This window comes from Streptomyces piniterrae, assembly GCF_005048155.1.
Lineage (GTDB): Bacteria > Actinomycetota > Actinomycetes > Streptomycetales > Streptomycetaceae > Streptomyces > Streptomyces piniterrae.
On sequence record NZ_SUMB01000003.1, the window covers coordinates 724,336 to 749,238 of the forward strand.

At 70.5% G+C, this 24,903-nt stretch carries 23 protein-coding genes, 2 tRNA genes and 1 pseudogene; 11 read left to right on the top strand and 15 right to left on the bottom strand.

Going from position 1 to position 24,903, the window contains the following annotated elements:
• Window positions 1-34 precede the first annotated feature (34 nt).
• The 6 genes from ehuB to FCH28_RS11920 all read left to right on the top strand — a co-directional run bounded on the left by ehuB (window position 35) and on the right by FCH28_RS11920 (window position 4,509).
• Entirely contained in the window at window positions 35-964 is a 930-nt protein-coding gene (gene ehuB / locus FCH28_RS11895) for an ectoine/hydroxyectoine ABC transporter substrate-binding protein EhuB (protein WP_136739772.1), read from the top strand.
• Window positions 961-1,689: an ectoine/hydroxyectoine ABC transporter permease subunit EhuC gene (gene ehuC, locus FCH28_RS11900; RefSeq protein WP_136739773.1), complete on the top strand. Its 729-nt coding sequence runs from the start codon at window positions 961-963 to the stop codon at window positions 1,687-1,689. The genes ehuB and ehuC overlap by 4 nt, the downstream gene beginning before the upstream one ends.
• Window positions 1,686-2,339, top strand: a complete 654-nt coding sequence (gene ehuD, locus FCH28_RS11905; protein ID WP_136739774.1) for an ectoine/hydroxyectoine ABC transporter permease subunit EhuD — start codon at window positions 1,686-1,688, stop codon at window positions 2,337-2,339. Before ehuC ends, ehuD begins: the two co-directional genes overlap by 4 nt.
• The gene (ehuA, locus tag FCH28_RS11910; RefSeq protein WP_136739775.1) at window positions 2,329-3,144 is read left to right on the top strand and encodes an ectoine/hydroxyectoine ABC transporter ATP-binding protein EhuA; all 816 of its coding nucleotides are present in this window, start codon (window positions 2,329-2,331) and stop codon (window positions 3,142-3,144) included. Before ehuD ends, ehuA begins: the two co-directional genes overlap by 11 nt.
• A 445-nt stretch (window positions 3,145-3,589) precedes the next feature.
• Window positions 3,590-4,348, top strand: coding sequence for an IclR family transcriptional regulator (locus FCH28_RS11915; RefSeq protein ID WP_136739776.1), 759 nt, complete (start codon window positions 3,590-3,592; stop codon window positions 4,346-4,348).
• Between the two features lie 87 nt (window positions 4,349-4,435).
• A tRNA-Lys gene (locus FCH28_RS11920) sits at window positions 4,436-4,509 on the top strand.
• Between the two features lie 77 nt (window positions 4,510-4,586).
• On the opposite strand, the gene FCH28_RS11925 is transcribed toward FCH28_RS11920, so the two are convergent.
• The 4 genes from FCH28_RS11925 to FCH28_RS11940 all read right to left on the bottom strand — a co-directional run bounded on the left by FCH28_RS11925 (window position 4,587) and on the right by FCH28_RS11940 (window position 8,574).
• Window positions 4,587-6,296, bottom strand: a complete 1,710-nt coding sequence (locus tag FCH28_RS11925) for an AMP-binding protein (RefSeq protein WP_136739777.1) — start codon at window positions 6,294-6,296, stop codon at window positions 4,587-4,589.
• 176 nt (window positions 6,297-6,472) lie between these two features.
• Window positions 6,473-7,066 (bottom strand): lytic polysaccharide monooxygenase auxiliary activity family 9 protein, encoded by a 594-nt coding sequence (locus tag FCH28_RS11930; protein WP_136739778.1) that lies wholly within the window; start codon window positions 7,064-7,066, stop codon window positions 6,473-6,475.
• A gap of 165 nt (window positions 7,067-7,231) precedes the next feature.
• Window positions 7,232-8,356: a hypothetical protein gene (locus tag FCH28_RS11935; protein ID WP_136739779.1), complete on the bottom strand. Its 1,125-nt coding sequence runs from the start codon at window positions 8,354-8,356 to the stop codon at window positions 7,232-7,234.
• Window positions 8,356-8,574: a hypothetical protein gene (locus FCH28_RS11940; RefSeq protein WP_246102666.1), complete on the bottom strand. Its 219-nt coding sequence runs from the start codon at window positions 8,572-8,574 to the stop codon at window positions 8,356-8,358. The genes FCH28_RS11935 and FCH28_RS11940 overlap by 1 nt, the downstream gene beginning before the upstream one ends.
• A gap of 355 nt (window positions 8,575-8,929) precedes the next feature.
• Between FCH28_RS11940 and FCH28_RS11945 the strand changes: the two genes are divergently transcribed.
• Window positions 8,930-9,003, top strand: a tRNA-Lys gene (locus FCH28_RS11945).
• A 50-nt stretch (window positions 9,004-9,053) separates the two neighbouring features.
• Here the strand turns inward: FCH28_RS11945 and FCH28_RS11950 are convergent.
• Window positions 9,054-10,418 (bottom strand): hypothetical protein, encoded by a 1,365-nt coding sequence (locus FCH28_RS11950; protein WP_136739780.1) that lies wholly within the window; start codon window positions 10,416-10,418, stop codon window positions 9,054-9,056.
• 382 nt (window positions 10,419-10,800) lie between these two features.
• Between FCH28_RS11950 and FCH28_RS11955 the strand changes: the two genes are divergently transcribed.
• From FCH28_RS11955 to glxA, 4 genes and pseudogenes are all read left to right on the top strand, one after another.
• Window positions 10,801-11,481 carry a FadR/GntR family transcriptional regulator gene (locus FCH28_RS11955; RefSeq protein ID WP_136739781.1) on the top strand — a complete coding sequence of 227 codons (681 nt, stop codon included), beginning with the start codon at window positions 10,801-10,803 and terminating at the stop codon, window positions 11,479-11,481.
• Window positions 11,482-11,545: 64 nt separating this feature from the next.
• Entirely contained in the window at window positions 11,546-11,713 is a 168-nt protein-coding gene (locus tag FCH28_RS38055; protein WP_169314123.1) for a hypothetical protein, read from the top strand.
• Window positions 11,714-11,903: 190 nt separating this feature from the next.
• Window positions 11,904-13,844, top strand: a pseudogene (locus FCH28_RS11960) (glycosyltransferase family 2 protein).
• Window positions 13,841-15,793 (top strand): radical copper oxidase GlxA, encoded by a 1,953-nt coding sequence (gene glxA, locus FCH28_RS11965; RefSeq protein WP_136739783.1) that lies wholly within the window; start codon window positions 13,841-13,843, stop codon window positions 15,791-15,793. Before FCH28_RS11960 ends, glxA begins: the two are co-directional and overlap by 4 nt.
• Window positions 15,794-15,889: 96 nt before the next feature.
• On the opposite strand, the gene FCH28_RS11970 is transcribed toward glxA, so the two are convergent.
• The 10 genes from FCH28_RS11970 to FCH28_RS12015 form a co-directional block, all read right to left on the bottom strand.
• Window positions 15,890-16,927: a glycoside hydrolase family 6 protein gene (locus FCH28_RS11970; protein ID WP_136739784.1), complete on the bottom strand. Its 1,038-nt coding sequence runs from the start codon at window positions 16,925-16,927 to the stop codon at window positions 15,890-15,892.
• A gap of 73 nt (window positions 16,928-17,000) precedes the next feature.
• On the bottom strand, window positions 17,001-17,858 hold the full coding sequence (locus tag FCH28_RS11975) for a sortase domain-containing protein (RefSeq protein WP_136739785.1): 858 nt from the start codon (window positions 17,856-17,858) through the stop codon (window positions 17,001-17,003).
• Complete coding sequence (locus FCH28_RS11980) at window positions 17,848-18,066, bottom strand: hypothetical protein (protein WP_136739786.1); 219 nt, start codon at window positions 18,064-18,066, stop codon at window positions 17,848-17,850. The genes FCH28_RS11975 and FCH28_RS11980 overlap by 11 nt, the downstream gene beginning before the upstream one ends.
• A 108-nt stretch (window positions 18,067-18,174) precedes the next feature.
• The gene (locus FCH28_RS11985) at window positions 18,175-18,954 is read right to left on the bottom strand and encodes an HAD-IIA family hydrolase (protein WP_136739787.1); all 780 of its coding nucleotides are present in this window, start codon (window positions 18,952-18,954) and stop codon (window positions 18,175-18,177) included.
• A gap of 173 nt (window positions 18,955-19,127) precedes the next feature.
• Complete coding sequence (locus FCH28_RS11990; protein WP_136739788.1) at window positions 19,128-20,231, bottom strand: 2-aminoethylphosphonate ABC transporter substrate-binding protein; 1,104 nt, start codon at window positions 20,229-20,231, stop codon at window positions 19,128-19,130.
• A 48-nt stretch (window positions 20,232-20,279) separates the two neighbouring features.
• On the bottom strand, window positions 20,280-21,077 hold the full coding sequence (locus FCH28_RS11995; protein ID WP_136739789.1) for an ABC transporter permease: 798 nt from the start codon (window positions 21,075-21,077) through the stop codon (window positions 20,280-20,282).
• A complete protein-coding gene (locus FCH28_RS12000; RefSeq protein WP_136739790.1) occupies window positions 21,064-21,936 on the bottom strand; it encodes a 2-aminoethylphosphonate ABC transporter permease subunit in 873 nt (290 codons plus the stop codon). Before FCH28_RS12000 ends, FCH28_RS11995 begins: the two co-directional genes overlap by 14 nt.
• The gene (locus FCH28_RS12005) at window positions 21,929-23,044 is read right to left on the bottom strand and encodes an ABC transporter ATP-binding protein (protein WP_136739791.1); all 1,116 of its coding nucleotides are present in this window, start codon (window positions 23,042-23,044) and stop codon (window positions 21,929-21,931) included. Before FCH28_RS12005 ends, FCH28_RS12000 begins: the two co-directional genes overlap by 8 nt.
• A gap of 1 nt (window position 23,045) precedes the next feature.
• Window positions 23,046-23,744 carry a phosphonatase-like hydrolase gene (locus FCH28_RS12010; RefSeq protein WP_281289687.1) on the bottom strand — a complete coding sequence of 233 codons (699 nt, stop codon included), beginning with the start codon at window positions 23,742-23,744 and terminating at the stop codon, window positions 23,046-23,048.
• A 5-nt stretch (window positions 23,745-23,749) separates the two neighbouring features.
• Window positions 23,750-24,871, bottom strand: coding sequence for a TIGR03364 family FAD-dependent oxidoreductase (locus tag FCH28_RS12015; protein WP_136739793.1), 1,122 nt, complete (start codon window positions 24,869-24,871; stop codon window positions 23,750-23,752).
• Window positions 24,872-24,903: the final 32 nt, after the last annotated feature.

Genomic DNA, 24,903 nt, shown 5'->3' on the forward strand with positions numbered 1-24,903 from the left:
CATATGTTCAGCCGGGTCGGGTAGCCGCGCGCCCATGGCTCCACCACAGGGGAAGACCTCAGGAATCAGCGGAAAAGGGATCCGCCGCCGCTCACTACTGGCCGGTGCGGCGGCGTTCGGTGCGGTCGGCGCCGTCGGCGCGACCGCCGGATGCGCGCAAGTGGACATCTCGGGAGCGAAGGACGGGGGGCAACTGCTCGACGAACTGCGGGCCAAGGGCACGGTGCGGATGGGCATCGCCAGTGAGCCGCCGTACGCCTCGATCGACAGCAACGGAGAGCTCACCGGCGAGGCGCCCGCCGTCGCCAAGACGATCTTCCAGCGGCTGGGGATCAAGAACTTCGAACCGGTGCCGGTCGAGTTCGGCGGACTGGTCCCCGGGCTGCACTCGATGCAGTTCGACGTGATCGTGGCCGGCATGTTCATCAACAAGGCCCGCTGCGCCGCGGTGCTCTTCTCCGACCCGGACTACGAGTCGAAGGACGGATTCCTCGTCCCGAAGGGCAATCCGCAGAAAATCAAGTCGTACAAGGACGTCGCGGAAAAGGGCCTTCGGATGGGCACCGGCGTCGGCTACGCGGAGATCGACTACGCCACCGGAAACGGCGTCAAGAAAAGCCAGATCTCCCTCTATCCGGATCAGATCGGTGGCATGGAGGCCCTGGAGGCCAAGCGCATCGACGTTTTCGCGGGCACCGCCCTGACGATGATCGAGGCACTCAAGACCGGTGACCACCCCAAGGTGGGGATGACCGCGCCGTTCACGCCCACGGTCGACGGCAAACCACAGCGGGACGGCGGCGGTTATGGATTCCGGCTGGGTGAGACCAAGCTCCGGGACGCCTTCAACGCCGAGCTTCAGAAGATGAAGAAGAGCGGCGAACTGCTGCGCATCGCCAAACCATTCGGATTCACCGAGGAGTTCATGACGGACCTGACAGCAGAGGAGCTCTGCAAGAAATGACCGGTCCCCTCTGGCAACTCTTCTTCGAAGGCGTCTGGATCACCATTCAGTTGATGGTCTACAGCGCCCTCCTCGCGGGCACGATCGCCTTCGGCATCGGCATGGCCCGCACCTCCCGCCACAAGAGCGTCCGCTTCCTGGCCGGTGTCTATGTGGAGATCTTCCGCGGCACCTCCGCCCTGGTCCTGATGTTCTGGCTGTTCTTCGCGCTGCCGCTGCTGGGCTGGCAGCTGGCCGGCATATGGGCCGGCACCCTCGCGCTGGGGCTGTCCTACGGCGCGTACGGGTCGGAAGTCGTGCGCGGGGCCATCCAGTCGGTGGCGCCGGCACAGCGGGAGGCGGCCATCGCGCTGAGCTTCTCGCCGTGGCAGCGGATGCGGAAGGTGATACTGCCGCAGGCCGTCCCCGAGATGATGCCGCCGTTCAACAACCTGCTGATCGAACTGCTCAAGGGCACCGCGCTGGCGTCGCTGCTGTCCATCGGCGAGCTCACCTTCCAGGCCAAGCTCGCCCGGCTCTCCACCGGTGAGAGCGCACAGGTCTACGGGATCATCCTGGTGATGTACTTCGTGATCGCCTTCCTGGTCACCCGGGTGATGCGGCTGCTGGAGCGGCGCGCCAAGGCATCGATCGGCCAGAAGCCGGAGAAGGCGGGCTGGTTCTCCCGCAAGCTCCCCGTCGAGGAGCTGGAGACGCAGATCGCGGCAGCGGGGGGTAACCGATGAACACCTGGTCTTGGGATTACGTCGGCGAGATCATGCCGCAGCTCCTCGAAGGGCTGTGGATCACCGTTCAGGCGACGATTCTCGGTTCGCTGGTGGCGTTCGCCCTCGGACTGGTCTGGGCGCTCGCGCTGCGGTCGCCGGTCCGCTGGCTGACCTGGCCGGTGAGCGCGGTCGTCGAGTTCATCCGCAACACCCCGCTGCTGGTGCAGCTGTTCTTCCTGTTCTTCGTGCTGCCGAGCTGGGGAGTGACCTTCGGGCCGCTGACCACGGGGGTCATCGGACTGGGTCTGCACTACTCGACGTACACCGCCGAGGTCTACCGCGCCGGCATCGACGCGGTGCCCGCCGGGCAGTGGGAGGCGGCCACCGCGCTGAGCCTGCCGCGCCGCCGCACCTGGACCGCGGTGATCCTGCCGCAGGCGTTCCGCAGGGTGGTCCCCGCCCTCGGCAACTATGTGATCGCGATGTTCAAGGACACTCCGATGCTGTCGGCCATCACCGTGGGCGACATGCTCTTCCAGGCGAACAGCATCGGTGCGACCACCTTCGACTACATGGAGCCGATCACGATGGTCGGCATCCTCTTCATCGTGATCTCGTACCCCACCTCTCTCCTCCTGCGAGCTCTGGAGCGTCGTCTTGTCCGCTGACAGCACCCCTTCCAAGGAAACGGCCAACCCCGCGGTGGACGGCAGCGAGCTGATCCGCTTCGACCACGTCACCAAGCGCTTCGGGACCAACACCGTCCTGGACTCGCTGGACTTCACGGTCTCCTCCGGCAAGCACGTCACCCTGATCGGCCCGTCGGGCTCCGGCAAGACGACGATTCTGCGGCTGCTGATGACGCTGCTGAAGCCGGACGAGGGGACGATCAAGGTCGGCGGCCAGTACCTCACCCACGAGGAGAAGGGCGGCAAGCTCGTCCCGGCCGGCGAGAAGCACACCCGCGAGGTGCGCAAGAACATCGGCATGGTCTTCCAGCAGTTCAACCTGTTCCCCAACATGAAGGTGCTGCGGAACATCACCGAGGCGCCGGTGCACGTCCTGGGCCTGAGCAAGGACGAGGCCGAGGAGCGCGCCCGCGGACTGCTCGACCTGGTCGGCCTGACCGAGCACATCGACAAGTACCCCACCCAGCTCTCCGGCGGCCAGCAGCAGCGGGTCGCCATCGCGCGGGCGCTGGCGATGCGGCCGCAGGTGCTGCTGCTGGACGAGGTGACCTCGGCGCTCGACCCGGAACTGGTGGCCGGTGTGCTGGACGTCCTGCGCGACATCGCCCACACCACGGACATCACCATGCTCTGTGTGACGCACGAGATGAACTTCGCCCGGGACATCTCCGACGATGTGCTGATGTTCGACGCGGGCCGGGTCATCGAGTCCGGTTCCCCGGAGAAGATCTTCACGGAGCCGGAGCACGAGCGGACCCGGGAGTTCCTGAGCGCGGTGCTGTGACCGGACCGTCCTGATCCACCGCAGGGTGGTGTGTCCCGCTTCCCGGGGCACACCACCCTTTTGACGTTCCCCGGTGTCGGCCGTGAACTCACGTCCTATTCCGCTACCTTGGACGCCCGGGATTCGATCTGACGCTCACCCGTGCTGACGTTCCGCCGGGCAAACTCGCGGAACCGGCCGCAAATACGGCTGGTTCGCACCTTTCCCGGGCCCCTCCCGCGGTGCTTCACCGGCCTGATGACTTTGACATATGCCAAGGTCACAAGCCCCAGTACAGAAAACTGGCACGCAACTCTTTTCAGTCAAGACCCCCTCCATCGAAGGCCGTTCACCGCTATCGTGATACGAGCCCCGTTGTCCGGGAGCGGTCGCCCGCTGCGTCGATCGACCGTGACCACCCACAACGGTCACGACGCAAGCGGTAACAACCTGCTAGGGGGACACCGTGGCGCTGAAGCCCGAGCCGACCGCGCCGTTCCATTCGGTGCAGCACGCACTGCGCGTACTCGAAACGATCTCCAGGCGCGCCAATGGCGTGACCGATGCGCAGATCGCCCGGGAAACCGGACTACCCACGGGCCACCTAGCCCACATGCTGTCGATGCTGCGGCGCGAGGGCTATGTGGAGCAGCTCACGGACGGCGCGTATGTCGTCGGCGACTCGCTGCTCCTGCTGGGTTCCGGCGGCAACCGGGACGCCGCGCTGCGCGACAAGCTCCAGCTCACCCTGGACGAGCTACGGGACTCGGTCGGCGCCGCGGTCTACATCAGCCGGTACATCGACGGCGAGGTGAAGATCCTCCACTACGCGGACGGCCCGCAGGCGCCCAAGGTCAACGAGTGGGCCGAATTCCGCCGCACGGCGCACGCCAGCGCGGTCGGCAAGTGCCTGCTCGCGCAGCTGGACCACGACGGCCGGATGGACCACCTCTCGCGCCACAAGACCGCCCGGCTCACGTCCCGGACGATCACCAACGAGAAGGTGCTGTTCCACAAGCTCGACAGCCAGCCGCCGACGGTCCCGGTGCTCGATCTCCAGGAGTACGCCGTCGGCACGGTCTGCGCCGCCGTACCGATCACCGCCGGGTCGACGGTCGGCTGCCTCGCGCTGTCCATGCCGCTGGAGCACGCCCACCGCCTGCGGCAGGCCGCCGACGCCCTGAATCGCGGGGCGGCGCCCGTGCTGCTGTCGCTGGCGATCTGACGCCGGAGGGGTGGCTCCGCTCGGCCGGCCCTCCGGGCGTGGTCTCGAGCACCCATCCGGACCAGGTAGTATTTCTTTCGTCAGCGCGCGCCGCTAGCTCAGTTGGTTAGAGCAGCTGACTCTTAATCAGCGGGTCCGGGGTTCGAGTCCCTGGCGGCGCACGTATGAAGTGGGCGTTCCTGGTCTTCCGGGAACGCCCACTTCGTTGTTGTGCACCTGGCTTTCCGCCGCCTCCCCCTCACCTGTCCAGAAGAGGGGTGCGGTCGTGGTCCTTGTAGAGGGCCAGGAGCGCGGTGCGGTCCTCGTCGGTGAACGGGCGGTACGCGGTCCCGGCGGGCCCCGCGGCGAGTGGCGACCACCACACCGGTTCCGGGCAGCGGAAGCCGGCCCGCCGGAGGGCGACCCGGTGCACCTTGTTGGTGGCCGTGACGGGCAGCGCGGCCAGGGTCCGTACGAAGCGGGGTGCCATTTTCGTCCCGAGGTCCGGCTGGGCGGCCAGGAACGCCACGAAGTCGTCCGGGTCGAATGCCGCGCCGTCACGCAGTGCGAGGGCCGCCATGACCTGGTCGCCGGCGACGGGGTCGGGCACGGCGTAGACGGCGACGCCGGTGGCCGGGGCGTAGCGGGCGAGGATGTTCTCGATCATCGCGGCGGCGAGGTTCTCGCTGTCGACCCGCAGCCTGTCGTCCGTACGCCCGGCGAAGTGGAAGAACCCGTCGGTGTCCCGGAAGAAGAGGTCTCCGGTCCAGTACCAGCCCGCGCCGGCTCGCCCGGCTGCCCGGCCGCCGGTGCGGGCGGCGGTGGCCTCGGGGTTTCGCCAGTACCCCTCGAAGGAGCTGCGTCCCCGGTTGACCAGCTCCCCGATGGCTTCCTCCCCGTTCAGCAGCCGTCCGGCCGCATCGAGACGGGCGCGCGGCAGCTCGCTGCCGGTGTCCGGATCGACGACGGCGAGATCGTCGCCGGGGGCGAGCCGCCCGATGGCGCCGGGCGGGGTGTCCGGCGAGCGCTGTAGCGCGGCGCCGCCCTCGGAGGAGCCGTACCCCTCTGTCAGGCGGACGCCGAAGCGGTCGGCGAAGCGGGCGGCGTCGACGGCGCCCGCTTCGGTGCCGAACCCGGCACGCAGCGGATGGTCACGGTCGTCGGGGGCGGGCGGGGTGGCCAGCAGATACTGCACCGCGCGGCCGACGTAGGTGAAGTAGGTGGCGCCGTGGCGGCGGACGTCGGGGAGGAAGGCGCTGGCCGAAAAGCGGCGGCGCAGCGCGACGGCCGCGCCGCCGACGAGCGCCGGGGCCCAGCCCGCGATCACGGCGTTCCCGTGGAACATCGGCATACAGAGGTAGTGGACATCGTCCCGCCGTACGCCGAGATAGCCGACCAGCGAGTGGCCGGCGGCGGCGAGGCGGCCCTGGCTGCAGAGGGCGGCCTTGGGCGCACCGGTGGAGCCGGAGGTGAAGCAGAGCAGCATGCGGGAGGCGGGAGTGGGGGCGCCGGCCGCGGCGATCTCGTCGGGCAGCGCGCCCTCGTAGGGCTTGATCAGCTCCTGGTAGGCGGGGTCGTCCACGACGAGGACGCGTTCGCGCGGCATGGGGAGGGCCGGGCCGTCCAGCAGCGGCAGATGGGCGCGCTCGGTGATCAGCAGCGCGCAGTCGGTGTGCGCGATGTCGCGGGCCAGCTCGGTGCCGCGGCGGGTGGGGTTGATACCGGCGACGGCGGCTCCGGCGAGGGCGGCCGCGCCGAGCCACAGCGGGTACTCGGGGACGTTGTCGAGCAGCACCCCGATATGCGGCTCGGCGCCGCGCGGCAGCGTGTCTCCCAGCAGGGCGGCCCGCGCGGCAGCGCCGGCGGCGAGTTGGTGCTGGGTGAGGGTGAGGTCCCCGAACTTCGCACCGGGCCGGTGGTCGCCCCACTGCGCCTGTACGAGCTCCGCGATGGTGCCGTTGGCTGCCATGGCGCCGCAGGGTAGTTGACGGTACGTCAGATGTGGAGAGGGAGGGGTGGAGGTGAACGGGCACCGCGAGGGGCGCCGAGGACCTCCCCGGGGGAAGGCGGGGAGGTCCCACGGAGAGACGTCGGGCGCGCCGGGCGTCCGGCCGCGCCGAGTACGTCAGGGCCGCATCGAGCGCGTCAGGAGAGATCGACGTCCGAGCAGGCATAGAACGCGTTGCCCGTGTCGGCGATGTTCCAGACGCCCAGGATGAGGTGCCGCCCGGACTTCTGTGTCGGGACCGTGCCCTGGTGCTGCACCGTTTCGCCCGGCCGGGCGCCGCCCATCGGCACCGTCATGAAGGGCTCGGGTTCGAGATCGGCGCGGGTAAGCGGCTTGCCGGGGTCGTAGCCGTCCTTGGTGATGAAGTACTGGAAGTCCGTGGTGGCGTGCCGCGCCGTCAGCCGCCAGGTGAAGGTGTAGCCCTGTCCGGGGGAGAGCTTGGTGCCGGGCCACTTGCCGCCGCGGGGGTCGTCCAGTTCGGCGAAGTTGTCGTGCCCGCCCGAACAGATCTTGCCGTCGGCGGGGCCGGCCTGCGGGAAGCCCTTGGGTGCCTCGACGCTCTGCGGTTCGTACTGGATCGCACCGCAGTCCTTGGCGGTGCCGTTCGCGCAGAGCGCCTGGCGGCTGGGGGGTGCGTCGCTGTAGCCGTGACTGGAGGCACTGCCCGTCGACAGAAAGGAGACGCCGACGATGCCGAGGCCGATCACGGCAGCACTGATCCTTTTGCGCATGCTTCGCTCCTGAAGAACGTGGGGGGAAGTTCCGTGAGCCGAGTGAAGTGCGGTCTAGACCAACTCGCAGACTAATAACGGGAGTTGAACATGTCCAGACCAATAACAACCGGATCTCCGGTTTCCGGAACCGCCACCAGAGGCAGGCGAGACCGCCGCGCGGGATCAGGCCGCCGCGGTGAGGGAGGTGGTGGGGTGGGCGGCGGTCTGCACCAGGGCCGCGTAGGTGCGGCGGAGGGCTATCAGGGATTCCTGGGCCTCGCGGTAGACGGCGGCGTCGGGGCCGCCCCGGTGGGCGAGGGTGCGGACGGGGGCGCAGTGGCGGTCCATCGCGCTGAGCCAGGCGCGGTGCTGTGCCGGGAGGTGGCGGCGGACGAGTTGACGCCTGCCCTCGCCCATACGGCGTCCACCGATGCCGAGCACCGCGTCCGCGGCCTGGAGCACCGGCGGTTCCAGGGCGCCCTGCTCGGCGAGTGCGGCCAGCACGGCGCGCTGTTGTGCGGTCGCCGGCGCCGCGGCCAGTTCCGCCGCCTCGGAGTGGAGTTGGGCGCGCAACGCGTGCTGGACCCGGACCAGACGGCGCAGGGCGGTCGGAGTGGAGGAGTCGTCGGGGGCGCGGCCCGCGAGGGTTTCGGCGAGGCGGAAGAGCCAGATCCCGTGGGCTTCGAGCCGGGTCGCGGCCAGCATCAGGCGGTCCAGACGGCTGAGCGGCTGCCCCTCGGGCGCCCAGCGGACGATGGGTACGAGCGGTTCCGTACGGGCCAGTTGGTCGATGGGGATATGGCGGCGCGGTTTGCGTTCGGGCGCCCAGTTGTGCAGCGCGAGGGTGGGCAGCGCGACGAACTGGTCGTGGTCGATGCGGTGCGCGATGGCGGCCCACAGGTCGAGGAACGCCTCGTCGGCGGCCTGGCGTGCGGCCGGTGCGAGCGGGTCGAGTCCGCTCCAGCCGCAGGACACCGCGATCACCGCCACCCGCATCGCGGCGGCCTCCGCGTTGCGCGGTGACAGCCGCGAGACCCGCTGCCGCAGGGCGCTCAACTCGTCGGTGCGGTGGGCGCGTTCGACGAGGGCGATGGCGGCCTCACGGGTGGGGGCGACCGCCACCGCGCGCGCCAGGGCGTCCAGCCGGGTCCAGGTCCCGATCATGGAGCGGACCGGGGGCCGCTCGGGCAGGAACCCGTGCGCCCGTGGATCGTGCGCCGCCGCGCAGGCCGCGGCGGGCCCGGCGGCGGGCAGGGACTCGGTCCCGGGGCCGGGCGTGGTCGTCATCGTGGTGGCAATCGTCGTCATCAGCACTTCCCCGCGAGCAGCCGGGCCGGGTGGGCGTCCATGTCGAGGTGGCGGTCGTCTTGGCCGGGCGGCACGGTCGCCGCGGTCCGCTCCGGGAAGGCGACCTCGACCTCGTACGGACGGTCGCCGCGGCAGCTGGACCGGCCGGCCACCGGACCCGCTGCGTCCGGCCCGGGGAGAGGCCGCATCTCAAGGGTGCGCTGGGCTCTCGACACCACGACGATCAACCTTTCCGAGGAGGGGCGGGTCCCGGCGGACCGGGTCCGGGGCGCGCGTCCTAGCAGACGTCGCTGCGCGGGTCGGGGTTGCCGGAGGAAGCGGACTAGTGACGGACGCCATGGATGGATGGGGCACGCGGGAGGGCGCGGGGCGGGGAGTCCGGACGAACTGTTGGGGCGGCCGGCCGGGCGAAGGCCCCGAGGTGAGGGGGCTTTCGGCCCGCGCCGGGAGGGATTTCCCCGAGGCGGGCGCGACGGGGAGGGTGGCGCGGATCACATCGGTCGATTGTGTGGGAGGGCCCTCGCCGGGTACGGAGCACGTTCGAAGTTCGTGTAATGTTCTTCAGGTCAGCGCGCGCCGCTAGCTCAGTTGGTTAGAGCAGCTGACTCTTAATCAGCGGGTCCGGGGTTCGAGTCCCTGGCGGCGCACGTAGTACTGAAGCCCCTCGCCATGCGAGGGGCTTCAGTCGTTGGCGGACTCAGTCGCCCCGGCCGGCGGGTTCCGCGGGCACCAGGGCCCAGAGGGCGAGCGGCGCGAGGGCGCCGGCCACGGCCGTCCAGACGCGCCAGCCGCCCTCGGCCGGCAGCAGCAGCGCGCCCGCCGTGGCCCCCCAGATGAGCACCCCGAGCAGGATGCTGACCGGCACCGTGCGCGGCCAGTGGCCGCCGAGCTCCAGCAGCCGGACCCGGCGGGCGGCGTCGATCGGGACCGGACCGCGCGGCCGGGCGGCGATCCGGGCGGCCTCGGCGGCGGGCACGCGGCCGGGCAGCTGCCAGCCGTCGTCCGCGACGAAGTCCGCGGCGGCCTTTCTCTTGGGCACGGTAGTGTGCCAGACGAGCCAGCCCACGCGGCCGACGAGCAGCGGCGCGGCATGTTTGTGGGAGGCCGCGAGGTTGAGCGGGACGTCGCCGGCCTCGGTGCGCAGCGTCAGGCACGCGTAGCGCCCGGTGCTCCGACCGCCGTTGTCCCCCGTGCCCGGCGGCGGTTCGACGTGTTCGGCCAGGCCGGTCACCGTCGCACGCAGCGTGATCCAGTCCTTGCCGACGGTTCGGGCGCGGCGCGGCAGGGGCATGGCGGTCAGCCCCAGGAACGGCGCCACCCCGGCGAAGAGCGCCCACGCCGCGACGGCGATGACAAAACCGCTGCTCGGCAGGGTGCGCCCGGCGAGCGTCATCCGGACATCCGCCGGTCGCAATGCGCCGACCGCGCCCAGCTCGGGCCGTGAGGGCGCGTAGGCGACCGAGAAGGTGTCGCCGACCTGCCCGACGCCCGTCGGGGTCTCCGCCCGGAAGGTCACGCGCGCCCGCTCGCCGCCACCACCGCCGGACGAGGGCGGCCGGACCGTGTAGTCGGCCTCGGCGGAGGCCCGGGGGCTGCTGCCCGCGCGCTCCACATTGCCGACGGCGACCACCGGCAGTTCCCTGATCACATATCCGGCGTCGGCGATACGGGCGGCCGTGCGGCCGCGGTCCGGGTCGCCCGCGGCCAGGCTGACGCCGAGCACCAGGGCGGTGGGGACCGCCACCGCGGCGGCGGTGATCCGGACCCACGTCCAGGCCGAGCCGTGCAGCTTCGCGGGGAGGGCCGCGCCCGGTACGGCGGCGGGGTCGTGTGCCGCGTCCAGCGCCAGCTCGTACGCGCGCCCGCCGGAGACGAGGCCGGCCTTGAGCACATATCCGGTGAGCGTCAGCACGCACAGGATCAGCGCCGCGAGCGCGCCCCACACCAGGCCGGTACGGACCGGGCCGGCGTCCAGGAACAGCCAGCCGGCGGTGAGGACGAGGAGGGCGGGCAGTCCCACCACGGTGACGCAGCGGCCGAGCCACACCGCCGGGGCGGTCATCGGAGGGCTCCGGACACGCTCCGCACGACCGCCGGCAGCGACGCCGGCGCACCCCGGCAATTCCGCCGCGCCCCCGCGCCGCCCCTCTCGACGCCCCTGTCCCGGAACAAATCGAGGCGGCTTCCGAGAGACATGGGGATGCGTCTGTCGATGCATGTGCCGCCGTACGTATCGCCCGCCACAACGCCCCTGATTCCGTCGACTCGCCTTTCGGCGATGCCAGTTGACGGCGGACTTTACCAATGCCCCACAATCGCTTTACCAGTGAGGGCTCGTGCACGGTCCGTGCGGGTCGGCGCCTTTCCCGTCGGGTTTTTGTACGCCGCGACGAAATACCGGCATATCGCTGGTCAAATAAGAGCCGCCGGTGCAGAGTCACCGCATGGCGCGCGACATAGGGGACCGCATCAAGCGACTGATCATCGACCGGCGGCTGCCGTCGGGTGCCGCGCTGCCGACCGAGCCGGAGCTGATGGAACTGCTCGGGGTGAGCCGGAATTCCGTACGGGAGGCGCTCAAGGGCCTGCAGGCGATGGGCATCGTGGAGATCCGGCACGGGTTCGGGACGTATGTGGGGCCGATGTCGATGGCGCCGATGAGCGAGGGCCTGGCGTTCCGGACGGTGGCCGGGCATCTGCGGGGCGAGGACAGCCTGCGGCAGTTGCTGGAGTTGCGCGAGGCGGTGGAGACGGGGCTGGTCGCGCGGCTGGCCGGGCGGGTGCCGGCGGAGGATCTCGCCGAGCTGGACGGGCTGGTGGCGCGGATGGAGCGGGAGGCCGGGGCGGGCGCGGTGGCGGCGGAGACCGACCGGGAGTTTCACGCCGTGCTCTACCGGGGGCTGGCCAATCCGTTGTTGAGCGAGGTGCTGGATGCGTTCTGGGAGGCGTTTCACCGGGTGCGTACGGACCTGGCGGATGCGACGGCGGATCCGCGGGCGACCTGGCGTCAACACCAGGAGATCGTGGCGGCGGTACGCGCGGGTGACGCGGTGCGTGCGGAACAGGCGGTGCGGAAGCACTTCGACAACATCCGTCAGAGGTTGCGTAGTTCCGGAACGAAGTGATGCCCCCTCCGACACAAAGCGTCCTGCATTGCACGCTCTTGTCCGTAAACATCTTGTTTCGGTCTTGCGATCAAGAAGGGGGTTCGGGACCCTGACCTGGGACCTCGGCAAACCGGACGAGGAGTCGAATTTGAGCCGGGCGCCGGATGTCGCGCCGGATATCGACGGGAAAGCCGAACGGGCCGTGATTGCCGAGGAGTTGGGGATGCCGGAATTGCGGGACGCGCCGTAGCCGCGCCATGAGCGTGGAGCCCGTGGTTCCGGATGGACGTCGGCTCGTTCATCATGAAACCGGAAGATGGCCGTCAGCGTCTAAAGGCGTGGGCGGCCGACATCAGTGAGCCCGAGTCGGTCGAGGGGGACCGAGTACCCGGGCCATCAGCGAGGGCACGCAGCCAGTGTGCGTGCGGGGGGATGGACTCATGACGTCGCCGCCTGACGGCGCCCGCCAGCAGCATTCGTACGACGCGTCCGCGACCATGACGACACGCCTGCGCGTGCCACGTCAGCACTGGCAGCGGCGCGTCCAGCGAAAGCCGCTGCCGCGCTACGACTACGAGCACTACAGCCGGCTCGCCGGGCCGCTCACCCAGCCAGACACCAGCGACCCAGACAAGCCCTACAAGGTCCGCTACCGCTCCCTGCTGGCCGACGAGCCGCACCGCATCCGGGCCGCCCTGCTGCTCGGCGCCGCGCCGCTGGTCTCGCTGGGCCTGCTCGCCTGGCTGATGCAGCCCGCCCACTGGACTCAACGCGACTACCCCGCGTACGAGTTCCTGCCGGTGCTGGATGTCGTCATGCTCATCTCGATCGGCCTGATCGAGTTCTTCCGGTGCATGAACGTTCTGTCCAACGCGCATGCCACCCTGGTCGCCCGCGACCCCGTACCGGTCGTCCCGGAGCACGGCACCCGCGTCGCCTTCCTCACCTCCTTCGTGCCCGGCAAAGAACCGCTCGACATGGTGACGAAGACGCTGGAGGCGGCGGTCAAGGTGCGCCACCGCGGCCTGCTGCACGTCTGGCTGCTGGACGAGGGCGACGACCCCGAGGTCAAGGAGGTCTGCCGGCGGCTCGGCGTGCACCACTTCACCCGCAAGGGCGTGCCGGAGTGGAATCAGGCCAAGGGCCCGCACCGCGCCAAGACCAAGCACGGCAATTACAACGCATGGCTCGCGGCGCACGGCGATTCCTACGACTACTTCGCCTCCGTCGACACCGACCATGTGCCGCTGCCGAATTACCTGGAGCGGATGCTGGGGTTCTTCCGCGACCCGAATGTCGGATTCGTGATCGGCCCGCAGGTCTACGGGAATTACGACACCTTCGTCACCAAGGCCGCCGAATCCCAGCAGTTCCTCTTCCACGCGCTGATCCAGCGGGCCGGGAACCGCTATGGCGCGCCGATGTTCGTCGGCACGTCCAATGCCGTACGCATCAGCGCACTGAAGCAGATCGGCGGGCTCTACGACTCGATCACCGAGGACATGGCGACCGGTTTCGAAATGCACCGGCACCGCAATCCGGCGACCGGGAAAAAATGGAAGTCGGTCTACACGCCGGACGTGCTCGCCGTCGGCGAGGGCCCGACGGCCTGGACGGACTTCTTCACCCAGCAGCTGCGCTGGTCGCGCGGGACGTACGAGACGATCCTCAAGCAGTTCTGGAAGGCACCGTTCACGCTGCCGCCCGGCCGGCTCTTCAACTACACCATGATGGTGATCTTCTACCCGATGTCGGCGCTGAACTGGATTCTGGCGGCGCTCAGTTGTGCGCTGTTCCTGGGTCTGGGCGCCTCGGGTGTGCAGATCGATCCGTCGGTGTGGATGATGCTGTACGGCAATGCCTCGGCGCTGCAGATCGGGCTGTACATCTGGAACCGGCGACACAATGTCTCGCCGCATGAGCCGGAGGGCTCCGGCGGGGTCGCCGGCATGGTGATGTCCGCGCTTTCCGCGCCGATCTACGCCCGCTCGCTGTTCGACGCCGCACTGCGCCGCAAGAGCAAGTTCGTGGTGACGCCGAAGGGCGATTCCTCCAGCCCGGACACGCTCTTCGGAACGTTCCGGGTGCATCTCTTCTTCCTGCTGATCTTCGGCGGCTCGCTGGCGTCGTCGTTCGTCCTCGGCCACAGCCACCCGGCGATGATCACCTGGGCCTCGCTGGCAATGCTGATCACCGCCGCGCCGATCGTGGCCTGGCGGCTGTCCGTACGCCGGGAGAAGCGGAAGCCGGCGACCACGGCCGCCACCACGCCCGCGGCCGCCACGACCACGGCCGCCACCACGGCCACCGCCACCATGGCCACTGACCCGGCCACCACCGAACAGACCGCACAGATCGCCCTTGGGGGACGTCAGACATGAAGTACCGTCCGAGCCGTCGCACGCGCAGAGTGGCGATAGCGACGGCGGTGGTGCTCGCACTGGCCGGGATGAACGGCCCCGCGCTCTACGACTTCGCCTCGGAGCAGTACCACCAGTACGAGATCAACAAGCCCGAGTACAAGGCGGCGAACGGCCACTGGGACGTCGTCGACGTCCCGGACAAGTACCGCATCAACACCATCCACGCCGCCCTGCTGCACACCGGCAAGGTGCTGCTGGTCGCCGGTTCGGGCAACAACGCCGCCAACTTCAAGGCCAAGTCGTTCCGTACGGTCCTGTGGGACCCGGCGAAGAACACCTTCAAGAACATCGACACCCCCAAGGACCTCTTCTGCTCCGGGCACACCCAGCTCCCGGACGGCAAGCTCCTGGTGGCCGGCGGCACCCAGCGGTACGAGAAGCTGGACGGCGATGTGAAGAAGGCCGGCGGCCTCATGATCATCTACAACGAGAATCCGGACGGGCCCCGGACGTTCCCGGCCGGCACGCTCTTCACCGGCAAGGGCAACGGCAGGACGTTCACCTCCAAGGACCCGGTCGTGGTGCCGCGCGCCAAGAAGACCAAGGACCCGGTGACCGGCAAGGTCACCGTGACGCACAGCGAGGCCCGGGTCTATGTCGAGGCGCTCAAGGAAGGCCGCCAGTACTCCACGGGCTCCCAGGACAACTACCGCATCCAGGGCCTGTCCGGCGCGGACGCCCGTAACTTCTACGGCATCGCGCAGAAGCTGTCCTTCGACAAGAAGGACTTCCAGGGGATCAAGGACGCGTTCGAGTTCGACCCGGTCGCCGAGCGTTACCTCCGCGTCGACCCGATGAACGAGGCCCGCTGGTATCCGACCCTGACCACCCTCCAGGACGGCAAGGTGCTCTCCGTCTCCGGGCTGGACGAGATCGGGCAGGTCGTCCCCGGCAAGCAGGAGGTCTACGACCCGAAGACGAAGAAGTGGACCTACCTGCCCAAGCAGCGCTTCTTCCCGACCTACCCGGCGCTGTTCCTCACCGACCAGGGCCGGATCTTCTACACCGGCTCCAACGCCGGCTACGGCCCGGACAACATCGGCCGCACGCCCGGCATCTGGGACCTGAAGTCCAACGCGTTCCAGACCGTGCCCGGGATGAGCGACCCGAAGATCCTCGAAACCTCGATGTCGGTGCTGCTGCCGCCCGCCCAGGAACAGCGTTACATGGTGCTCGGCGGCGGCGGGGTCGGCGAGGACCCGAAGTCCACGGACAAGACCCGGATCGTGGATCTGCACGCCCCCAACCCGCGCTTCAAGGACGGGCCGCCGCTGTACGCGAAGGCCCGCTACCCGAGCAGCGTGATCATGCCGGACGACACCGTGCTGACCACCAACGGCTCGGGCGACTACCGGGGGCGCAGCGACTCCAACATCCTCAAGGCGGAGCTGTACGACCCGAAGGCCAACACCTCGCGGGCGGTGGCCGACCCGCTCGTCGGCCGCAACTACCACTCGGGGGCGCTGCTGCTCCCGGACGGCCGGGTGATGACCTTCGGCTCCGACTCGCTCTACGCCGACAAGGACAACACCAAGCCCGGTGTCTTCCAGCAGCAGATCGACATCTACACCCCGCCGTATCTCTTCCGGGACTCGCGGCCCGAGCTGACGGACAGCGGCCCGAAGACGGTCGCCCTGGGCGGCAAGGCGACCTACCGCTCCCCGCAGGCCTCGTCGATCAAGAAGATGCGGCTGCTGCGACCGGGCTCGTTCACCCATGTCACCAACATCGAACAGCGGTCCATCGCGCTGGACTTCACGACGACCGAGGACGGGGTGACGGTCACGCTGCCGGACGACCCGTCGCTGGTGCCGCCCGGCTGGTACATGGTGAACGCGGTGGACGGCAAGGGAACGCCGTCGAAGGCGGTGTGGGTGAAGGTGCCGGCCGCGAAGGACGCGGGCTGACGGACGGTACGCAGGAATGAGTGAGGGGGCGCCCCGTGGCCCGGGGCGCCCCCTCGCTCATCACCGGAAGGCTGGTGGCCTGCTTGCCCGCCGGCGCTACTTCTTGGCGTTGCGGGCCAGCTCCAGCGCGTAATCCGGCCACCAGGCACCGGCCTTGGGCCCGCCCTTGCAGCTGCCGTCCGACTCTCCCGGCCGCTTTATCCACAGATAGGCGTCCACCTGGGGATCGCCGGTCTTGACGGTGGGCGGTGTGCCCAGCGCCCGGCCGCGCGGGTTGCACCAGTTCTCCGGGTCGTCGCCGCCGGGGGCCGGGCCGTTGCCGTTGCGGCTGGTGTCGATGACGAAGTGCTTGCCGCCGACCATCGCGGACAGCCGCTTGCCGTACTCCGTGTTCTCCCGGGTGGTCTGGTAGTTGGAGATGTTCAGCGCGAAGCCGTCGGCCCGGTCGATACCGGCCCGCTTGAGTGGTTCCACCATCCGGCCCGGATCCTTGATCCAGTGCGGATTGCCGGCGTCCAGATAGACCTTGGTGTGCGCCAGCCCCTTGAGCTTGCCGACCGCCTCCGTCAGCAGCGCGTACCGCTCCTCGTGGAACTGCTGCGGGGTGCACTTGTCCTCGATGTGCGGCAGCGCGTCGGGCTCCAGGACGACGGTGGTCTCGCGGTCGCCGATGCCCTTGAGCACACCGTCCAGCCAGGCACGGTAGGCGTTGCCGTCGGAGGCGCCGCCCTGGGAGTACTTGCCGCAGTCGCGGTGCGGGATGTTGTAGAGGACGAGCAGGGCCGCGCGGTCGGCCTTGGCGGCCGCCTCGGTGAAGCCGCGCGCCTCCCCCTCGGGGTCGTCGACCCCGATCCACTCGGCGACCGGCTGCTCCGCGATCTTGTGGACGAGCCGGGCGTCGGCGGCCTTGCCCCCCTTGCCGTAGGTGCTGACCTGGCGGGCGGCGTTGCCGTCCGGATTGACCCAGAAGGGCGCGACGGACTTGGGACGCTGGGACGGTTTCGACGGGACGCCGGCCTCGTCCTCGCCGCCGTCCGACGAGCAGCCGGCGAGCAGCAGTACGCCCAGCGCGGATATCGCGCCGAGCCTGGTCGATAGGTTCGGTCGGACGGCCCCCCGAAGACTGCCGTACATCCACTCCCCCCTCGGAGCACGGAACACGGCCGGCAGGCGCCACCGGCCGCCATCCATCCTGGCATACGGCCGTTCAACCGTCGGCGGCGTTGTCGGCGTGCGCCCCCTGGAAGCCCGTCAGATACGCCGAGACCACCACCTTCACCTTCGTGGTGCCCGCGCGCCGTGCGGGGTCGGCGCCGCCGCCGCGGCCGACCAGCCTGAGTTCGGACCGGCCGGGCTGACGCGCGTCGTGGACCCGCTGTACGTCGAGGTGCTCGCGGTCGTAGCGCCGGACGTCCTCGACGGTGAACTGGGCGGTGCTGCCGTCCGTGCGCCGTACGTCCACCCGGTCCCCCGGACGGACGCCGCCCAGGCCGTGGAAGACGGCCCGCCGGGCATCGCCGCCGACCCGGCCGACGAGCACCGCCACGCCCTCCGCGCCCGGTTGCGGACCGTCCGCGTACCAGCCGACGAGGTCCGGTGAGCGGGGCGGCGACAGGGACGCCCCGCCGCTCCCGTGGTGGCCGCGTTCGACGATGGCGGCATCCACCCCGAGGACGCCGATGGTGATCCGGCCGGGCTTGACGGCGCCGGAAGCGGCCAGCGCGTGATGAGCGCGCGGGGACACCAGGCCCAGGGGGGCGTGGTGCGCGTACGGGGACGCCTTCCCGGCGCGGGCGGACGGGAGCGTCCGGACCGTGGGGGCCTGCTCCGGTGAGGCTTCTTCCGGTGACTGTGGCGCCTGCTCCGGTGGCCGTCCGACCGCCGCGACATCACCAGTGGTGGGAACCCGCGCCGCGCCCAGGTCCGTTCCGCCCGTCATGCCGCGCCCCCACAGCCACAGGCCGAGCAGCAGCGCCGCCCAGGCCACACCGATCAGCAGCTGCCCATGGCGCCGCCCCGGCCCGCCCGTCCTCCCTGCTTCCCCCTCGTCCCCCTCAGCTCTCATCGCCACCCCCCTGCCGCTCGCGCCGGATCCGCAGGCGCAGCCGCAGCAACTGCCCCGCGACGACGAGGACCGCACCGCCGGCCAGCACCAGGCCGACCGCCGAGGTGCTGCTCAGCTCGTCGCCGTGCCCGGCGGCGTACGCGGGCGCCGCCGCCGTCTCCGCGCAGGCCGCGGCGGCGGCGCCCGGGATGAGTTGCGGTGAGCGCATGGTGAACCTCCGAATACCTCGAAGGTCCGCCCACACGAACCCACCCGCATCCGCTGCGGGCCGCCGCTGCGCCGTTCAGGCTAGGGCCTGTCCGCGGGTCCTGAAGGGTCAGACCAGGTCGACCAGGTCGGCGATGGAGTCGACGACCCGGGAGGGCCGGAACGGGTGCCGCTCGATCTCCTCGGGCCGGGTCAGTCCGGTGAGCACGAGGAAGGTCTCCATACCCGCCTCCAGCCCGGCGAGCACGTCGGTGTCCATCCGGTCGCCGATCATCGCGGAGGTCTCTGAGTGGGCGCCGATGGCGTTCAGACCGGCCCGCATCATCAGCGGGTTGGGCTTGCCGACGAAGTACGGCTCGACGCCGGTCGCCTTGGTGATCAGCGCGGCCACCGACCCGGTGGCGGGCAGTGCGCCCTCCGCCGAAGGACCCGTCTCGTCGGGGTTGGTGGCGATGAACCGGGCGCCGTCGTTGATCAGCCGGATGGCCTTCGTGAGTGCCTCGAACGAGTAGGTCCGGGTCTCGCCCAGGACGACGTAGTCGGGCGCGTGGTCGGTCAGCACATAGCCGATGTCGTGCAGGGCGGTGGTCAGCCCGGCCTCCCCGATGCAGTACGCGGTGCCGCCGGGCCGCTGGTCGTCCAGGAACTGGGCGGTGGCCAGCGCGGAGGTCCAGATCGATTCCCAGGGCACGTCCAGCCCGATGCGGTTCAGCCGGGCGTGCAGGTCACGCGGGGTGTAGATGGAGTTGTTGGTCAGTACGAGAAAGGGCTTGCCGGACTCGCGCAACCGCTTGATGAAAGCGTCCGCCCCGGGAACCGGAATGCCCTCGTGCATCAGCACGCCGTCCATATCGGTGAGCCATGACTCGATCGGCTTGCGCTCTGCCACTGCCGGACTCCTGCCGTGCGTTTTGACCGGGATCGCGGCCGTCTCCACACGCAGACGTGGGTCACTCGAGTGACCCACGTCTCGTACGTACGGCCGACGCCCCCACCCTAAGTCAGGGCGCACCGGACCCGCCCCTGCCGGATCAGTCCGTTGTCATCGATCGCCGGTAGCGGTCAGCTCCCCGTGGCCGTTTTCCATGCCTCGACGTAGGTGTCCAGGTTCTTGTCGATGTCGTTCCAGTCCGGCTCGAAGATCTCCACACCGTTCATGATCTTGGCCAGGGCGGCGGCGTTCTTGTCGGTGGCCTTGATGTCCGCGCGGGACGCGAAGCCGCCGCCGACCGAGGAGACCTGGCGCTGGACCGGCTCGGAGAGGAGGTAGTCCAGGAACTTCCTGGCGTTGGCGGCGTGCGGGGCGTTCTTGACCAGGCCCGCGGCGTAGGGCAGGGCGAAGGTGGAGGGTTTGCCGCCGGGCTTGGCCGCCGGGAAGAAGATGCCCTGGTTGGGCATGGACGTGATGTTGGCGTAGTTCATCTGGACGTCGCCGTTGGCCACCAGCAGTTCGCCCTTGTCGGTCTTGGGCGCGAGCTGGCCGGTGGAGGAGGACGGGCCGACGTTGTTGTCCTGGAGCCTCTTGAGGAAGTTCATGGCCGGGGCCTGGCCGCCGAAGTCGTGCATGGCCTTGATGAGTACGGCGGTGCCGTCGCCGGCGACGCCGGGGGTGGAGTACTGGAGCTTGCCCTTGAGCCTGGCGGAGGTCAGATCGTCCCAGGTCCTGGGCGGCTGCTTGAGCTCCTTCTTGTTGTGGATGAAACAGAAGTAGTTGTTGACGATCGAGGTCCACTTGCCGTTCGGGTCCTTGTCGGCGGCCGCGACATGGTCCGCGCCCTTGGGGCGGTAGGTGTCCAGCAGGCCCTTGCCGTCGGCCTGCTGGATGAACGGGGGAAGGGTCACCACGACGTCCGCCTTGGTGTTGGCCTTCTCGCGGGCCAGCCGCTGGACGGCCGCGCCGGAGCCGCTCTCCACGTAGTTGACCTTGATGCCGGTCTTCTTCTCGAAGTCCTTGAAGACCGTGTCGTAGAAGCCGTCGCCCTTCTCGCTCTTGAGGCCGTCGGCGCTGTAGACGGTGATCTCCTTGGCGTCGGGGTCGGCGGACGAGGCGCCGCCGCAGGCGGTGAGGGTGGCGCCGAGGGCGAGGACGGCGCTGCCGGCGGCGAGTGGCCTGCGGGACCGGAAACGGGATCGGGGGCGGGATGCGGGGCGGGGGCGGGTGCGCATGGCGGGTCGTATCTCCTTGGCGGGGAGCGGAGTTGAGGAGTCGGGGCCTCAGCGGTACGAGGCGCGGGTGCGGATCCGGGAGATGCCGAGCAGGACGATCAGCGTGGTGGCCATCAGCGCCACCGCGAGTGCCGCGCCGGCGAAGAGGGAACCGCGGTCGGTGGCGGCGAAGATCTGCACCGGCAGCGGCACCCAGTCGGGGGGATAGATCATCATCGTGGCGCTCAACTCGCCCATGGACAGGGCGAAGCAGAGGCCCACGGCGGCGGTCAGCGACGGCAGGAGGAGCGGGAGCTTGACCCGCCACAGGACGTGACCGGGGCGGGCGCCCAGCGCGGCCGCGCTCTGCTCGTACGCCGGGTCGAGGCGGTCCAGCGCGGCCGTCACGGACTGGTGGGCGAAGGCGGTGACCAGCACCGCATGGGCGATGATCACGATCTGCGGGGTGCCGTTGAGCAGGAGCGGGGGCTGCGAGAAGGCCACCAGGAGGGAGAGCCCGACGACGACGGAGGGGACGGCGACGGGGAGCAGGAACAGGGTGCCGACGACACGGCGGGTGCGCGGGCCCAGGCGTTGGGCGGCCAGGGCGGCCCAGGTGCCGGCGGTGAGTGCGGCCACGCTCGCCGCGAGTGCGGTGAGCACGCTGGTGATCAGCGCGTGCAGTGGGTCGCCGTGCGCGATGTCCCGGTAGTGCGCCAGCGTCGGCCCGGAGGGCAGCGCGCCGCTCCAGCCGGTCGCGAAGGACGCGGCGACGATCACGAGCAGGGGCAGCGCGAAGAGCGGGAGGAAGAGGACGAGGAAGAGGAGGTGGAGGGCCCGGCAGGCGGGCTTGCTAGGCACCAGCACGATGCGGCACTCCTCCCGTGCGGGACACGGCTGTCCGGGACACGGCCGTCCGGTACAGGGCGTAGAGCGCCACGGACAGCGCGATGTTGACGACGGCGACGACGCAGGCTCCGGTGTAGTCGCCGTCGAGAATGGCCTTGGTGTAGATGAGCATCGGCAGGGTGACGACGTCCTTGGCGCCGGTGAACAGCACGATCCCGAATTCGTTGAGGCAGAGCACGAGCACCAGCGAGCCGCCCGCGGCGAGCGACGGCAGCGCCTCCGGCAGGATCACCGTCCGCACGATCCGCCAGGGCCGCGCGCCCAGGGACGCGGCGGCCTCCAGCTGCCCGGTGTCCACTTGTGAGAAGGCGGCGAGCAGCGGCCGCATCACGAACGGGGTGAAGTAGGTGACCTCGGCGAGCAGCACACCCCAGGGCGTGTGCAGAAAGTCCAGCGGCCCGCTCGCGGCGCCCGTCGCGTCCGTCCAGAGGCCGTTGGCGATGCCGACGGTGCCGTAGAGGAAGAGCAGGGCGAGAGTGATCAGAAAGGAGGGGAACGCGAGGAAGATGTCGACGAAACGGCCGAGCGCCCGGCCTCCGGGGAGCGGGACGAAGGCGATGATCAGGGCGAGGACCAGGCCGAGGAGCAGCGCGCCGACGGTCGCACCGGCCGCTATGAGGACGGTGTTGGCGAGGGCGTCCCGGAAGGACGTCTCGGCGAGGACGGCGGCATAGGGGGCAAGGGACGGTCCGCCACCGCTCGCGGAGGTCCCGCCGTCGTCGGGGCTGACGGACTGCCACACCACCAGGGCCAGCGGATAGAGGAACACCAGGCCGAGGGCGGCGACCGGCGGCAGCGCCCAGCACGCCCTACGCATCCGGCGCACCGCCCGCCGCCTCGGTGAGCCCCGCCGGGATGAGGACCGCGTCCCCGGGGGCGAAGTGGACTGCGAGCTCGTCCCCCAGCGCCGGTGTCTCGCGGAGCTCCGGCACCTCCGCGATCACCCGATGCCCGTCGACCTCCGTGTGCAGACGGTGGGTCGAGCCGCGCCACTGCACCTCGGTGAGTTTTCCGCGCAGGGTGTTGCCGTCCGCCCCCGGGCTCGCGCCGAGGCCGACGAGATGCGGCCGGACGCACAGCGTGGCGGTCGCGCCGTCGGCCAGTTCACCGGCCGGCACGTTCAGGGGGCGGCCGGCGAAGCGCACCCCGTCCCCGCACACCGTCACCGGCAGCAGGTTCGCGGTGCCGACGAACGAGGCGGTGAACTCGGTGCGCGGCCGCCGGTAGAGCTCCCGCGGGGTGCCGCACTCGCGCAGCCGGGCCTTGTCCATGACGGCAATCCGGTCGGCCAGGGTCAGCGCCTCGACCTGGTCGTGGGTGACGTAGAGGATGGTGACGTCCGGCAACTCGTGGTGCAGTCGGGCGAGTTCGGCGAGCATTCCGGAGCGCAGCCGGGCGTCGAGGGCGGACAGCGGCTCGTCCAGCAGCAGCACGCCGGGCCGGATGGCCAGCGCCCGCGCGAGGGCCACCCGCTGCTGCTGCCCGCCGGACAGCTCCCGGGGGTGCCGGTCGGCGTACCCGGCCATACCGGTCATCTCCAGCGCCTCGGCGACCCGTCCGGCGATCTCGCCGCGTGGGGTCTTGTGCGCCTTGAGGCCGAAGGCGACGTTCTCGGCGACCTTCATGTGCGGGAACAGCGCGTACTGCTGGACGACCATGCCGATGCCGCGCCGGTGGGGCGGCAGCCCGGTGACATCGCGGCCGCCGATCAGGACCCGCCCGGAGTCCGGCCGGACGAATCCGGCGACCGTCCGCAGCGCGGTGGTCTTCCCGCAGCCGGACGGCCCGAGCAGGGCCATCACCTCGCCCGGTTCGACGGTCAGGTCGAAGGAGTCCAGCGCGACGCTCCCCCCGGGCCCCCCGTACGCCACGCGGACGCCGTCGAACCGGATGCCCGCGCCCTTTCCCGCGGTGGCCGTCGTCATCTCAGACCACCCCGATCCCGAGCAGGGCGGGAAGTTCGGCGACCGAGCCGAGGAGGTGCGTGGCGCCGGCGTCGGTCAGCTGCTGTGTGCCGTGTGCCCCGGTGAGCACCCCGGCCACGATCCCGGCGCCCGCGCGCCGCCCGGAGAGCATGTCGTACGAGGTGTCGCCGGCGACCGCGATCTCCCGTACGGAATCGGCGGCGCGGGTGCGCAGCAGCGCGGCCAGCACCATGTCCGGGTACGGCCGCCCGCGCCCGCCCGCGTCCGCCGGGCAGAGGGTCAGCTCCACCAGGTCCCGCCAGCCGAGCGCGTCCAGGATCGCGTCCTGGGTGACCCGGGCGAATCCGGTGGTCAGGACGACGGTCAGCCCCGCCGCCCGCAGTGCCTCGATCGCCTGGCGGGCCCCGGGGACGGGCGCGATCCGTCCGGCGTCCACCAGCTCCCCGTAGGCCTCCTCGAAGGCGGAGTTGGCACGCCGGGCGGTGTCCTCGTCGCCGAAGAGCTGCCGGAAGACGGAGATCTTGGACTCGCCCATGGTGGCGCGTACGTGGTCGAGCATCTCGGCGTGGTCTGCGCCGCCCGGCCGCACCCCGAGGCGCTGCGCGGCCGCGTCGAAGGCGAGCTCGACGAGGCCGCCGTCGGCGACGGTCGTACCGGCCATGTCGAGCACGACCAGCCTGGTGCCGGTGTCCTTGGTCAACTCCCTCACCATCCCAGTTCGTTCGCGGTGGTTTCGGCGATGGCCGGGGAGCACGTCATACCGCGTCCGCCGGGCCCGGTGACCAGCCAGACCGCGTCGCGGACCCGCTGTCGGTGCACGACGCGGGTGGTGTCGGTGCACTGCGCGTACACCCCGGCCCAGCGGCGGCGGACGGTCGGCAGCGGCCGGCCGAGGATCGACTCGACGACCCCGGTGAGGTGCTCGTACGGGTCCTCGACGACGTCGAAGCCGAAGGGCGTCTCGTATTCGTGCGTGTCGCCGATGGTCAGCCCGCCGTCCAGCCGCTGGACCATCAGCAGCTGCATCTTGTGGGCGGCGGCGGTCGGTGTCTGGGCCTGTGCGGCGGCCATCGCGTCGAGTGCGTCGCTCGCGTAGGCGGGGTAGTAGCGGAAGCTGTCGGCGTCGGCGACGGAGGTGGTCAGCGGCTCGCCGAGCGGGTCGGTCTGCATCATCTGGAGGCGTACGCGGCGCACCGGGAGGTCCGGGACCAGCTCGCGGACCAGGCCGCCGAGCCAGGCGCCGGTGCAGAGGACGACGGCGTCCGCGTGGTGGAGGTCGCCGTGGTCGTCCCGTACGGCGCGTTCGCCGACCACTTCGCGGACCTCGCGCCCGCCCAGGAAGGTGTACCGCCCGGACTCCGACAGCCTTGCTTTCAGGGCTCGTTGGGCGATGCGCGGCTCGACGGCGGCGTCCCGCTCGCACCACAGGGCGCCGGCGAAGTCGCCGCGCAGGGCGGGGTTGAGGGCGCGGGCCTGGTCGGCGTCGAGCAGCCGGTAGCCGCGGGCGGCGGCGTCGGGGCGGCGGGTGGCGGCCTCGGCGACGGCGCGTTCGGCGGCGTTCCTGACGAGGGTCAGCGAGCCGATGGCGCGGAACCCGAGTTCGGGGACGCGGGCGCCGATGTCCTCCCACAGTTCGCGGGCGCGGAGCGCGGTGGCCAGTTCCTCGCCCCCGGCCCGCCCGCTGACCCAGATCTGCCCGAAGTTGCGGACCGAGGCGCCGCGCGCCTCGGCCTCCCGCTCCAAGTGGAGGACCTCGTGGCCCCGTTCGATGGCGTGCCAGGCGTGCAGGGTTCCCAGCACGCCGGCTCCGACGACTATGACTCGCATGCCGCAGACGCTCGCGGCGGTGGGTGGCCGGG

What these genes read in the sequence shown, in the direction of transcription:
- FCH28_RS12015 (WP_136739793.1), bottom strand. Translation starts at nt 24,871, where the DNA reads ATGCGAGTCATAGTCGTCGGAGCCGGCGTGCTGGGAACCCTGCACGCC.
- FCH28_RS11980 (WP_136739786.1), bottom strand. Translation starts at nt 18,066, where the DNA reads ATGCGCTCACCGCAACTCATCCCGGGCGCCGCCGCCGCGGCCTGCGCG.
- ehuC (WP_136739773.1), top strand. Translation starts at nt 961, where the DNA reads ATGACCGGTCCCCTCTGGCAACTCTTCTTCGAAGGCGTCTGGATCACC.
- FCH28_RS11970 (WP_136739784.1), bottom strand. Translation starts at nt 16,927, where the DNA reads ATGTACGGCAGTCTTCGGGGGGCCGTCCGACCGAACCTATCGACCAGG.
- FCH28_RS11990 (WP_136739788.1), bottom strand. Translation starts at nt 20,231, where the DNA reads ATGCGCACCCGCCCCCGCCCCGCATCCCGCCCCCGATCCCGTTTCCGG.
- FCH28_RS12000 (WP_136739790.1), bottom strand. Translation starts at nt 21,936, where the DNA reads ATGCGTAGGGCGTGCTGGGCGCTGCCGCCGGTCGCCGCCCTCGGCCTG.
- FCH28_RS11975 (WP_136739785.1), bottom strand. Translation starts at nt 17,858, where the DNA reads ATGAGAGCTGAGGGGGACGAGGGGGAAGCAGGGAGGACGGGCGGGCCG.
- FCH28_RS11955 (WP_136739781.1), top strand. Translation starts at nt 10,801, where the DNA reads ATGGCGCGCGACATAGGGGACCGCATCAAGCGACTGATCATCGACCGG.
- FCH28_RS12005 (WP_136739791.1), bottom strand. Translation starts at nt 23,044, where the DNA reads ATGACGACGGCCACCGCGGGAAAGGGCGCGGGCATCCGGTTCGACGGC.
- glxA (WP_136739783.1), top strand. Translation starts at nt 13,841, where the DNA reads ATGAAGTACCGTCCGAGCCGTCGCACGCGCAGAGTGGCGATAGCGACG.
- FCH28_RS11950 (WP_136739780.1), bottom strand. Translation starts at nt 10,418, where the DNA reads ATGACCGCCCCGGCGGTGTGGCTCGGCCGCTGCGTCACCGTGGTGGGA.
- ehuB (WP_136739772.1), top strand. Translation starts at nt 35, where the DNA reads ATGGCTCCACCACAGGGGAAGACCTCAGGAATCAGCGGAAAAGGGATC.
- FCH28_RS11930 (WP_136739778.1), bottom strand. Translation starts at nt 7,066, where the DNA reads ATGCGCAAAAGGATCAGTGCTGCCGTGATCGGCCTCGGCATCGTCGGC.
- ehuD (WP_136739774.1), top strand. Translation starts at nt 1,686, where the DNA reads ATGAACACCTGGTCTTGGGATTACGTCGGCGAGATCATGCCGCAGCTC.
- FCH28_RS11925 (WP_136739777.1), bottom strand. Translation starts at nt 6,296, where the DNA reads ATGGCAGCCAACGGCACCATCGCGGAGCTCGTACAGGCGCAGTGGGGC.
- FCH28_RS11935 (WP_136739779.1), bottom strand. Translation starts at nt 8,356, where the DNA reads ATGACGACGATTGCCACCACGATGACGACCACGCCCGGCCCCGGGACC.